9 protein-coding genes are annotated in these 12,369 nt (G+C 52.5%); 2 read left to right on the forward strand and 7 right to left on the reverse strand.

Annotated elements, in window-relative coordinates:
- Positions 1-76: 76 nt before the first annotated feature.
- Complete coding sequence (locus H9532_RS01565; RefSeq protein ID WP_366664502.1) at positions 77-1,084, forward strand: site-specific integrase; 1,008 nt, start codon at positions 77-79, stop codon at positions 1,082-1,084.
- Here the strand turns inward: H9532_RS01565 and H9532_RS01570 are convergent.
- Complete coding sequence (locus tag H9532_RS01570; RefSeq protein ID WP_296365130.1) at positions 1,057-1,518, reverse strand: hypothetical protein; 462 nt, start codon at positions 1,516-1,518, stop codon at positions 1,057-1,059. The two genes, H9532_RS01565 and H9532_RS01570, sit on opposite strands and share 28 nt — an antisense overlap.
- A 1,920-nt stretch (positions 1,519-3,438) precedes the next feature.
- Here H9532_RS01570 and H9532_RS01575 point away from each other — a divergent pair.
- Positions 3,439-3,720 (forward strand): hypothetical protein, encoded by a 282-nt coding sequence (locus H9532_RS01575; protein WP_296365132.1) that lies wholly within the window; start codon positions 3,439-3,441, stop codon positions 3,718-3,720.
- A 47-nt stretch (positions 3,721-3,767) separates the two neighbouring features.
- Here the strand turns inward: H9532_RS01575 and H9532_RS01580 are convergent, their stop codons facing one another.
- The 6 genes from H9532_RS01580 to H9532_RS01605 form a co-directional block, all read right to left on the reverse strand.
- Positions 3,768-4,472, reverse strand: a complete 705-nt coding sequence (locus H9532_RS01580; RefSeq protein WP_296365134.1) for a sulfotransferase family 2 domain-containing protein — start codon at positions 4,470-4,472, stop codon at positions 3,768-3,770.
- A 205-nt stretch (positions 4,473-4,677) separates the two neighbouring features.
- Complete coding sequence (locus H9532_RS01585) at positions 4,678-6,096, reverse strand: SwmB domain-containing protein (protein ID WP_296365136.1); 1,419 nt, start codon at positions 6,094-6,096, stop codon at positions 4,678-4,680.
- 123 nt (positions 6,097-6,219) lie between these two features.
- The gene (locus tag H9532_RS01590; RefSeq protein ID WP_296365138.1) at positions 6,220-9,297 is read right to left on the reverse strand and encodes a SwmB domain-containing protein; all 3,078 of its coding nucleotides are present in this window, start codon (positions 9,295-9,297) and stop codon (positions 6,220-6,222) included.
- 249 nt (positions 9,298-9,546) lie between these two features.
- Positions 9,547-11,010, reverse strand: a complete 1,464-nt coding sequence (locus H9532_RS01595; RefSeq protein WP_296365238.1) for a phosphatidylserine/phosphatidylglycerophosphate/cardiolipin synthase family protein — start codon at positions 11,008-11,010, stop codon at positions 9,547-9,549.
- A 50-nt stretch (positions 11,011-11,060) separates the two neighbouring features.
- The gene (locus H9532_RS01600) at positions 11,061-11,234 is read right to left on the reverse strand and encodes a hypothetical protein (RefSeq protein WP_296365140.1); all 174 of its coding nucleotides are present in this window, start codon (positions 11,232-11,234) and stop codon (positions 11,061-11,063) included.
- A gap of 13 nt (positions 11,235-11,247) precedes the next feature.
- A complete protein-coding gene (locus H9532_RS01605) occupies positions 11,248-12,294 on the reverse strand; it encodes a DUF4912 domain-containing protein (RefSeq protein ID WP_296365142.1) in 1,047 nt (348 codons plus the stop codon).
- Positions 12,295-12,369: the final 75 nt, after the last annotated feature.

Below are 12,369 nucleotides of genomic sequence, written 5' to 3' on the forward strand. Positions count from 1 at the left end.
ACCGTCGTTGCGGAATAACAACGGGTCTCTGCAGGTTCGTGTGCGTTTGGATGGGTGCGATCGATTTATCAACCGTTTGGGGAGGTGGGATGACCCAGTGGCAGTAGCAAGAGCACAGGCAATTGCTGCGGAAATCTGGAGTGACTACCAGCAGGGTGAGCTGGATTGGAGTCTGTCTCGTTACAAGCCTCTTGTGGAAGGCAAGGACCCTGAGCTGCTCAAGGCACTGGAGGAGTTGATGCTGCGGAAACGGCAGGGACGGGTCACGCACGCTTATCGGGTCGTCAAGCGGTATGGGAAACCGCTGCGGAGTAAGGGTGAGGTTGCTGCGTTCCTGAGCTGGATGGAGGCAGAAGGACTGGCAGCCTCAACACGATCCACACTGTTGAGCACGATCAGGAGTGTCCAGCCCGGCAATCAGGCACTGGCAGCAGCTGTGGTGAAGGTCCCGCACCGGAGTGTGCAAGAGGAGGTGTTGAGTAAGGGAGAGATCCAGAGGGTGCTAGAGGACCTGAGGATCCACGAGGACTGGTACTACCCAGTCTTTGCGGTGTGGTTGGGCACTGGATTGAGGAATTCGGAACTGATTGGTCTGACGTGGGACTGCGTGCGGTTGGAGGAGGGAGAACTGCTGATCAGCAAGACCTTGAAGCGTGATGGAACAGCAACGCACCGGAGGGAATGGGGAGGAACCAAGACGGGGAGGAGTCGTGTGGTGCCGTTGCGTGAGGACCTGGTGGAGTTGCTGCGGGAGCACAAGGAGCAGATGGGTGCACTGGGACTGGAGACCAGGAGAGGACTGGTGTTCGTGACTCCAATCAGTCACGGACACCTGTATGACAGTGGGTTGGAGATCGTGTGGAAACGATCCCAGAGGAGAGTGGGCATCCAGCCGAGACGGTTGTATGCCCAACGGCACTCATTTTTGAGTCACGCCCTGGCAATGGGGAATAGTCCTGCGGATTTGGCAGCAGTGGCAGGGCATCGGACGGAGCAACTGCTGAATACCTATGCAAAGCCGACTGGGAGGGTGCTGTTGCCTAACTGGTCAGTGGATCAGAAGTCATTTTCATCAGTGGAATAGAAGATCTTGGTGTTCACCTGCCCCTCACGGCTGACTTTATAGAAGCAACGGCTGATGCTGTCAGCCCATAAGGTCTCTGTGGAGAAGGTCAGAACATCACCAGCACCGAATTGACGAAAGAGTACCCAAGCAACCCAGCGGGTCACGTGATCATCTGCATTGAGGAGAGGAATACCTTCTAGAATGATGGTCTGCCCATCTCGTTTCAGTTGGAAATACTCGCCCAGATCAAAGTGATCGTCAAGGAACGGGTCAATGGCGTCGTCGATATCAAAAGCATCAGCAAATGCTTGATAAGCAGAGTCGAGATCGAATGCAGTTGATCTTACTTCTGACTGGATCGTGCTTTCGATGTGTGCAATGAGCTGCTCTGTGGTGATCGATGGATTGATGAGGTCAAAGCAAGCATAAGCTTGAGTGGAGCACTGTGGCATAATGAATTAAGGGGTATGGTTTGTCCACGCAATCTCCCTAGTGTCGATGTAGGGGTTTAATGACGGTTTGCGGTCGTCAAGACCTGCTGGAGTCTGATCAACTGGTCACGTCAGTGACCTATCGGGTGTATCGACTGCTCTGATCCAAGGATTCGTCGGGTTCCCATTCGTCCCGTTCAACCCAGTGACCTGATGCTGTTTGCCTGTAACCAGGGTATTGGTTGGACCGGGTTGTGGAGGACCGAAAGGTATTGCGATACCAGAAGGAGGATGAGACCCTAGAGGTCATTGATGTGATGTTGCCGTGAGAGTATTGCTCTTGCGAAATTGATTATCAAGGCGGTTCGCTTGCTCTGTCGCCTTTGGTGAGAAGTGGTGCTTAAGGACGTTATGAAGTTGTCAGATCTAGAAGCACTTGCTTCCTTCACTGTCCTTGCAGTATAACAGATCGAAATCGATATTGCAAGTTGATAGGGACAGAAGCACAGCCGATCTAGAGCAGGTGCTACTCACCGTGAGATTGCCCCAGTGTGATGCCGCAATCGTTGGACAGAGTAATTCTAGAGGACTGATGCTTCCGTCAGGGTATAAACCTGATTGATCAGATCCCAGATTGCATCAGAGCAATCGTGCCGTTCGGCATTGGTGGCTGCCTGCCCATAGGACCAGTTGAGGATCTCCTGTGGATCCGGCTGATGCCAAGCATATTGATCCGCAAGGACTGAAGATGGGTTCATCATCTGATCTTGTCGTATTGGATCCTGATGAGGTCCTTAAGCAGTTCATTTGGTCGTTTATGCGCTTTACGTGCTAATTGCTCGAGCATCAGGTAATCAAGCTTATCGATGGTAATGGTCTTCATTGATTATTGTCTCCTCTTGGTGCATTAAAGGTGATCTGGTGCTCCTTCTGGATCAGGTGTTTAACCAGTTCTGATTTGTTCATCTTGTGCCTACGGCAAAGTTGATCCCTTAAGGATCGTATGTGGTTCTCATCTTGTTTGTAGGAAATCTGTTCCCGGATTGGTTTGGTACTGTTCATTGTGCTGGTGGTGTTGTATGGATTGTGGTTCTAGTGATCCTTAAGGGTCCGTAGTTGGCTGGCTTGGATCAGGTGCTTGAGATATTTTAGGCAACTTGATTTCTAAAGGGATTTTATTGAATCCCACTGCGTGGGATTGCCTACGGCAGCCTTGAGGTTTGAATCTTGATCTTGTTACCAGAAGGGATGCTTAATGGTCTTGAGGGTATTGATGAGCCTAGTGTTTGTTGAAACTACTACGTAGTTATTTATGTATTCTGGAACTTCAAGGTATATTTCCTGAAGGAAGTGCGTAGTTATTCTATCGAGAATACTTGATCTTGTCAAATTGACAATCCAGGAAGATGATCTTATGATTGCATCTGTGAAATAAACATTGTGGAGTTCAATATGGAATCATTGATTGATCGTGAATATAGATTGAATCTGTTTCAGTTTTATATTCAAGATGCACTGGAAGCAGCAAGAGGTCGGAAGTGGCTCTTCCCGTGTCCCTTTTGTTCCCCTCTGGCACGCACAGATGCCAAGAAGAGGCACCGTAAGGCAGCATTGCTCTGGAATTCAGTGCAGCACTCCTGGGTGTTCTCCTGTGCCCGTCAGGGGCACTGTGAGTGCCAGAGGAGCAAGAGTTTCCCTCGTTTGATTCAAGCACTGAACCAGGACTTGTTCCGGAGGTATCAACTGGATCGATACCACTCTGGTACTACCGGCAAGGGGCATAATTGTCCGCATCCTGATTGGACAGCACTAAATAAGACAGATGTGGAGCAATAAATGAGGGATAGAAGTAGAAAGAGCCGACCACTGACGTTTGATCGGTTTCTCAAGAAGGCACAAGAGTTTCTATCGATGCGTCATCGCAGTCGGTTGCTGGAGACGATGTTTTATGTCTATCGTACGGATACCAATGCCATCTTGGCTCGTCATCTTGATGGGTTTGATGCTGCCAAGGAGAAAGCCAATCAATTGCGACGACAGTTGGGGTTGAAATGGGATCAGGTGAAGTTCAAGGCAGAACGTCAGGCAAGTGCGGCACCTGCTTCCAGAAGCACTGGGTCTGGTTCTAGAAGGATTGACTATGCACCACGGTATAATCCATCCAAAGGCAGACGATTTCGTGGGTACACGGATGCCGACGGGAATTATCACGATATTGATTGAAATATGAGATGTGTATTATCTGGTCGGCAATGCCTTGATTCACTCAATCAGCCGATACTTGCCAGGATAGGCTTTCCACTGTAGTGGATCTTGTTGTGAAGAAGAATGTCACGACCATACAAGAGTTTAATTCCTGCAAGAGTGTCATCGCTCAAGGATCGGTCAATGGATTTGGATTTCTCTACTTTCGAGTGAAGGCGAACAAGTTCTTTTGTTATCGGTATTTCTAGCCTTTGGCAGTGTTGATGCAATTCACTCCAGTGACTGTCGGATTGCTCGGTCAATCCGACAAACTTTGGCAGCCTGCCTGAACTGTCTTCTATGAGGAATGTTTGAGGTTGGGTATGTACGTCCATCCTGTTGAGGTTGATAGAGAGGGTATGACTTGCAAATTCTTCAAATGACATCTGTGCTGTATAGCCAAGTCTTTGAAAGCTTTTTGAACGGCACTTGTTGTCCACTATCTTGTCCGCATAGCAAGAAAAGAGCCGATCGACTGGTTCTCTGATGAAGGAAAAGGAGAACAGCTCTTTGTAGTTGCCTGTGTATTCGTCGGGGGAGAGAAAGCGTGTGCCCCTTGATGGCTCCTTCCAGTACTTGTCGTTCGTTGGATTGAATTTAGACTGCACGGAAGATCTGTCCTTTGGAGTCAGCCTTGCCAAGGTTTCCTTGATGGATGTATTCGCCGCTTTCGGCACTCGAGCATAGACCAGCTTGTGCTTCTCAAAGAAGAGAAATCCTTTTCCTCTCATTAGATTGGGTTGTCGTGTTGAGTGCTATGGGTGAAGCTTTTATCCCGTCGGTAATTGTGGGAGTGAGTTCACAGGGCTTCTACAGGGCTTCTTGCATCCAGCATTGCTAATGATTCGGTCTAGCATAGGTTGCCGGAAAGTTTATATGTTTACTCTCTTTGATTCCAGTGACCTAGTTGCATCTGTCCTCCGAGATGTGTGATGTCTATACGATAACGGCAGCAATATTGCGGAAGGTGCCGACGTCATTGCCAAAGAGGTCTTCTAGCACTCCTGATGATTGATCCTTCTTGGGGTCTCGGTAACTGACCTGTACGTCTGAATCGGATTCAACCGCAGTAGCAAAAGTCAGGATCGCACGTGTTGAATTACTTTCCACAATTGCATCAGAAGTCTTTACCTTCTTTCCGTCGATGCGAACTTTAAATCTTGATGCCTTGATCGTACCTGGATTAATTAACTCATCGAACTGCATTGCAGCGATCTGCCCGTTTACTGTAATATCTATTAGGACAGGATGACTCTGATCATTCGGATGGCTTTGTTCCGCTTCGTTTTCTGTTATGGTTAGCCTAATTGCTTCAGTAGGTGCCTGCAGGAAATAGTCAGGACTTCGTGCTGGCAACAAAGATACCTTTATTGTTTCATCTTTCTCTGCCTTCTTGTTGGCAATTACCCAGAGATCAATATCCACTGAGGACACTCCAGGCGGAAATTCAACAAAGCTGCTGCCATCAAATGTGATGTCGTGAAACCAGTCTTGATATCCATCGTTGTAATACCAGTTTGCTTTCCCAAAATCCCACTGAAGATTTACCTTTGCTGATTCACCTAGATATCCATCGGACCGAGTTAGCCTCATTTGCTTTAGGGTTTTACCTGCGACTGGTTCTTGGACTATGTTGCCACCAGCAAACTCTGCTGAAAGTGTTGGGCTTTTCCATTCATTGAGAATCGGCAATGTGTGCTGATTTATAAGCAGTGTGCCGTCATCCCCATTCTGTGAAATATTGCCCGATTCAGCGCCATGAATTAGTGTGATTGCCTGTTGGTCAAGAGCAGTAAACTGTGGATTCCCATCTGTATCAATTTCTTGTTCATATGACATGACCGTATCGTTGGTGGTCAAATTAGCGTCACCGTCTCCATCTTCATGGTCATGAGGATGCTCTAGACCAAGCGCATGACCTAGTTCGTGGAAGGCGACGTTCTTCCACCCAGCCTCTGCAGAGCCACCAAAATACGAAGAATGTGTGTATGCGCTTTGGGCAAGTGTGATATTTCCAGTGTTCTGTCTTTTGAAGTTGTATGGTTCTCCGGTTGAATCGTATTCATATGAATAGCGAGGTGACGTGTACTGCCCTGATTGGGATCCCGACACATAGTCTCTATTAACTTGTTCTATTGTGAGCTGGCTTCTGGTGTCGTCAGCTGTAACTAGGCATATCTCTGGTTCGATAATGCCATCAGCGGTCAGCAAAACATCTTTCCACCAATTCCTCAAGGTATCATCGAGCGAGTTTCCCAGGGAAAGATAAATGACCCCATTGTCGGAATGGAGCCACTGAGCTGCAAGTCTTTCTTGGCTAGCAAGAGCACCTTCGTCGATGATGGCTGAAGTCACTTGAATGGCTGCAGATTCTTGTTGTGGTTTTGGTCTAATGTTTGAAACAAGCAGTAGCGTCTGATTGTTTCGTCAATACCTGGATGCCTCTAGGGAGATGATGTGCATTTCTGGGGCATATGTCTATATTACTGTGGCAGCAATATTTCGGAAGGTGCCGACATCATTGCCAAAGAGGTCTTCTAGGACTCCTGATGATTGATCCTTCTTGGGGTCTCGGTAACTGACCTGCACGTCTGATCCAGCAGTGAGGATTGCAGGCAGAGTTAAGACTGCAAATGTGGAGTCCTGATCGACAATGGCATCAGATGTCTTGACCTTTGTGCCATCTACACGCACCTGGAACTTCGATGCCTTGATGGTTGCTGGATTGATGATCTCATCAAATTCCATCAGGACCTCGGCTCCGTCAACCGAGATCTCCAGCAGTTCTGGTGGGATCTCATCGGTGGTGAGGTTGGTTGCAGACAGATCGGAGAAGGACTCAAGATCAGTCCCAATCAAGTCCTCGATGACCCCAGAGGTCTGATTGCCCTTGAGGTCTTTGTAACTCACCAGAACATCTTGACCTGGATCCAGGGTGTTCTTGAGGGTGAGGGTAACGATCCCATCACCAGGATCGGTTTCTACTGAAGTGATGGGATTGGATCGACCATCCACTTTGACTTTAAACCGAGCATTGCCAGGAGATGTCGTTCCAATCTCTTCTGAGAGTTGAATGGAAATCTGGTTGTCTTGCGCCTCGATCGTATCGACCTCAAGGACAGTTGTCTTTTGGGTGATGTTCTTGGCTGGTAGTTGCAGGAAGGATGCAAGGTCGTTGCCATCTTGATCTTGGATCACACCTGAAGTCTGATCACCATCAGGGTCGTTGTAGGAGATCAGTAACTGATCACCCGGTTCCACTGGTTTCTGCAGACCGAGAAACACCTCTTGTGTTGATGTGACGGTATCGACCGATGTGACTCGTACATTTTGGTTGTTAACTGTGACTCGGAACAGCCTGGATGGTGCAATCACATCATCCAGTTCACGATCAAACCGTAAGGTGACATCTTGTCCATCCACCTCAGCACTGCTGACCTCAAGAGGATTGATGGTGGCAACGGTTTCATTGATGACTTCAAAGCCTTGGAAGCTCTCAAGGTCATTGCCGTATCCATCTTGAAGAACGCCTGTGGTTTGATCACCATTGAGGTCCTTGTAATCCAGGGTGACTGCGGTACGGGCAGCCACAGGACGACTCAACGTGAGGACAACAGAACCTGCAGTGTCATCGACTTGCAGACCAGTGATGCTGATTGTCTTGCCTGCTTCCTTGAGTTTGAAGGAAGTCAGTGCTGGTTGCGTGCTCTGTAGTGCCTCTGAGAAGGTGAGCAGTGCTTGCGATCCAGTGATCGAGGCTGACTCAAGAACAGGAGGTTCTTGATCTGTGCTTTGGTTGGAGACATTAGCGGTGAAGGATGCAACATCAGTGCCATCCAGTGCCTGAATCACACTGCTGACTTGATCACCATTGAGGTCCCTGTACGCAATGGTGACTGTTTCTTTTGGAGCAATGGATCGCAGCAACTGCAGATTGACGACCCCTGCACTTCCCGTTACTATTGTGGCAAAGACTCCGACGTTCTTGCCGTTTGCCTGAACTGTAAAGGATGTTGCGGCAGGTTTCGTGTTGGATAGTTCGGAATCAAATGCAAGAGTAATCAGGTCTCCGGTAACAGTTCCTTCTAACAGCCTTGGTGCTGATGGAGCAGGTGTTGGTGCTGCAGGAATCACAACGGCTGACGTGGTGATGGTTTCATCAAAGTCTTCTGCATCGGTGTATGACACCACAACCCTGATCTGTTTGCCTTGATCCGTGGTCTGAAGTTTGTAGGAGGAACCAGAACCGATGGAAGACCAGGAGGAACCGTTTGTGGAGGCTTGCCAGGAATAGGTGGGAGTGCCGTTGCCGTCTAGGTCATCAGATGTTTGTTGAACCTGAAGGGTTGATCCAATGGATGTCGAACCACTGATCTGGAACGATGCTTTGCCGTTATTGGTGTTTGATCCGGAGATTGCCGTCGTAGCAGTGGTTCGGATTGTTTCAGTTGTTCCGTATCCATCTACATAGTTCACAACAGCACGAATTTGCTTGCCGACTTCTGCGGAGGTCAGCGTGTAGGTGGTGGTGTTATCAGTTGCGTCTGCCGTATTGATGGTCATCCAATTGGCACCATCAACTGATGACTCCCAGGAGTATTGGAAGGCGGGTGTATATCCAATGAAGTTGTCAGCATCCTGGATTCTTGATGAGTCGATAGTGAGAGTGGAACCTGTCTTTAGTTGTCCTGCGATTGTTGGTGAACCGGTAGGGGTGTTGTTGGGAGCGAGTGGTATCTCTGCTATGCCATACCTGACGTGACCATTCCCACCGTTATTCGTGGCATCGTTCCACTCCGAGGTTGTTGCCTCTCCGTATGCGTTTCGTGCATAGAGGTGAACATAGTCTTCTTCTCCGTACGCGCCGTCACCGCTAGGCTCTCCTGGCGCAAAGTTGCGGTAGTCAGGCGTCTCGCCTGAGGACCAAGTAAAAACTCCCTCTCTGCTTGCATCATTCAAGCCGATGAACATCATATTGTCAGGCTTGAGCGAAAGAAGGCGTGTGTACACAAATGTATCTTCTTTTCCATCATTAATGGTCACCAGGTGCCCGCCGAGTCTGACGGCGTTCGCCTCTGCTTCTTCCCAGGTGGGTCCTTCGACGATTACATAGGCAGAATCTCCACGTCTGATGAAGGGGATTTCTGCGATACCCTCGCTGTTGCCACCATTGCCGTCAATGTAGTAGTCGTCCCACGTTCCATCATTTGTCCCCCACCAAAAATTTGCATAGTCTTGCGCTTCACTCCCTTTGCCGGCTTCATATTGAATACCTGATGTATTTGCGGGTGCCACATAGGCCCAATTCGTGAATACGACATCTTCACCATTGGACCAGCGCCAGGTCCCCTCTGTTTCGGCGTCGTTTAGTCCAATCCATTTTTCTTCTGATGGAGTATTGGATGGTCCGAACTTCTCCCAAACGAAGGTGTTCTCTGAGCTATCGCTTATTGTCACCAAATGTCCACCCAGTTTCACCGCATTAGCCTCTGCCTGCGTCCAAGAAGGACCTGGCACGATGGTGTAGAGGGAGTTGCCGCGGATTACAGGTGTCATAAGATCCTCGAAATCCCCTTGAGAAGGAATAAGGCTGTCAGGGCTGGGGCTTGTCCTTACACCCGATTTACTTTGATTCTATAGGATCTCAAGGATCTCTCCTTGATTCTCTTGTGCCGCAGAGGTCCTGTGCTGCAACGGACCTCAAGGAACCCGGTCCTTTATGCACTACCGGCATAACCTGTCCCCTTTTGTGACCTGGAGACCTGGATTGGCTTCTCCCGGCTCCAAAGTCTCCAGAAGCCAGTCTCAGAGCCAGCCCGCAAGCCTGCGACCTCCCAAAACCCCTGCCCAGTCCACCACTCGCAACCGCTGCATCCCACTGCCGCAGCGCCTGCGGTTCTCGAGCAGTTTGCGCTCCAGTGCGGCGTTGATCCCTAGGTCGGCTCCCTTCCAAAGCCGATCGATCTCGCGCGTGAAGTGAGCTGCCAGCAGCGGTGAGTGGATCACCATCAGGACCTCATCGTTTTGGTGAGCTGCAGACGGGCTCCAGTTGAAGGAACCTGTGATCACGGTGTTGCCATCGATGACGGCGAACTTGTGGTGGAGCTTGTCCCCCCTGGCCAGGCGCGGGATTCCTACCCCTTCGGCGGCCTGCTTGAGGGGTTGGTTGCCGGCTTCCACCTTGCAGTGGCGATCCGCCAGGGCCACGCCGAGAAGATCCAGCACTTCGGAGAAGGAGCGGCTGGCGAAGCCGGGATCGGCCAGGAGTCGCAGCCGCACTCCTTTGGCCTGCAGGTCTGCGATCACCGTGGTGAGGGCCTGGGCTGAAAAGACGAACAACGCGAGATCCACCCGTTGCTTTGCGGTGGCCAGGGTGTTGCTGATCAGATGGAGGCCGTGGTTGGGATCGCTGCTCCGGTGTGGGGCAAACAGCACCTCCACGCTGGTCTGTCCCACCATCACCTGAGCCGCGGGGCCGGATTGTTTGGCCAGCCCGAAGCGGCTATCGGGCTGGCCGCCCGGACCATCGCCCCACATGCGGCTGAAGTCGTCGGCGAAGAGCTCGGCCAGCTGAGGGCTGTCCAGCTGGAGCAGATGGTTCACGTTGCCGCGGGTGCGTCGATCGGCTGCATCGCCATGCATGCCTGATGCCGTGAAGTTCGCCGATCCGGTGATGACCAGCCGCCGGTCGACCACCACATATTTCGAGTGCATCAGGCCGCTGCCTTTGCTGCCATCGGCTGTGTCATCGAGCCATGGCACGCCGGCGGCCGTGAGGATGGCTACGGCGTCGCCGCTTTGCTGCTCTGCCAGGCTCACCTTGCCGTCGCGGTTGCGATCGGCCAGCTCCATCAGCAGCTGGCGGCGTTGGCGTGCGTGGCCATCAAGATCTGCTTCGTGCTGCTCACTCCACGGGGTGCTGTAGGTGTTCTCCAACACCACCTTCACCGTCACGCCCCGGCGGTGTTGGCGCACCAGGGCTTCGGCAATGGCCGGTAAAGACAGCTCCTGCACGGCCACCAGGACCTCCTGTTCGGCGGCCTCGATCCCACGGATCACCAACGCCTCGAGGTTGTCGCCATTGCGGGCTTCAGCGTGGATCGGGCTCCGGTAGTGGCGGTCTGCGCGGTGGTTGAAGGCCACCTGGATTCCATCCGGTAGCGGCAACTCCACAGGGCCAGTGCCCACCAGTCGGCCGGCTTGGCTGCCGCAGCCCTGCACCAGGGAGAGCGCGAGCAGCAACGCCCCCCAGCAACGCTTCGATTCGATCACGGCGGAGCCTCTGCCTCTGAGAGGAGCATTCCCCGTTCGGGTTGGTCTCAGCCGTGTTCGGGTAGTTCAGAGGTGCGCAGCATCGCCACAAACCAGAGGCTGCTGATCACGACGGCCGCCAATACTCCGGAGCCGATGCTCACTTTGGCCATCAAAAAGCACACCAACAGTGGCAGTGCCACAGCGCCCGTGATCGGCGTGAGGGCAACCAGAGCTTTCATCACAACCGCTTCTTCAGAACCATTCAGCAACAGCCTGATCGCTTGGGTTGCTGTTGTCTTCGGGGGTGGTGCGTTCGAAATCGAGCGTGATGTTCCGCTTCTGTTCGCTATCGGCGGCCACGGCCTCGATGGCATACACCTGCTGACCATCGCGGAAGGGCACCTGAATCCGGAAGGTGCCGTCGCTGGAGAGCGGCACCTCTTCGCCGCCGATGCTCAATTTGGCCGAGGGATCGGTGGCGCCATACACGATCAGCTCGGCATCAGCCACGAGCCAGAAGGAGCGCTGGCGCGGTGCCACCACGCCGGAGCCGGATTCACTGCGGCCGCTGGCCCAGAGGCCGGCACCGGAGGCATTGAGGCCGGCGCCGCTGACCTGATCCAGTTCATGGAAGGCTTCCGAGCCCCGACCGAGGCGGCGGGTTCCCGTGGTTGCCGTTTGATAGAGGCGCTCATGCAGCCCGTTGTCGCTGCTGGGCAGCGTCTGCGGGGTGATGGTGCTGGGGGGCGTATCAAGGGAGAAGGGCACGAACTGATCGAGGATCTGTTCGCTCGGGTGCAGGGCTGGAACGCGAGCCACCGAGGAGAAGGCCAGCGAGATCCAGCCGCCGCCGCTGACGCGGTAGCCCAGCTCCACGCGGTAGTCGCGGTCGCTGAGGGGGACAGGCAGGTACCACTCGGTGGCATGGCTGTCCACCGGCACTTCCTGGAGGGTGTGGGGATGGCTGCCGCCGTTGCTCATGCCGGTGACATCGGCCACCCGCAGGCAGAGCTGACTGGCACCGGCCTTGAAGGCCTGCTGACGATCCTGTTCGCTGATCTCCCAGAACACGTAGGCCCACTGTGGGTCACGTGGCAGAAACACCACCCGGGTGTCATCGCCTTGCCGGCTGGGAGCGTGTTCCTGCTCGAGGCTGGAGAGATCGGCCTGGCGTTCGCCGATCGCACTCACCAGCTCGTCTTTGGTTTTGCGGCTGTAGAGGGTCACACCCAGCTCGCTGGCCACCTGGCGCAGTTGGCGCAGGGTCATCCGGGCAAGCGATGACAGGGTCTGACTCACAGCGCCTCCGGATTGTGTTCGGGATCAGTCTGGCTAACTCTCACAGGTCCGCCTTGGTCTGTGATCCCGCAGTCA

The sequence above is a fragment of the Vulcanococcus sp. Clear-D1 genome (assembly GCF_014654725.1).
GTDB lineage: Bacteria > Cyanobacteriota > Cyanobacteriia > PCC-6307 > Cyanobiaceae > Vulcanococcus.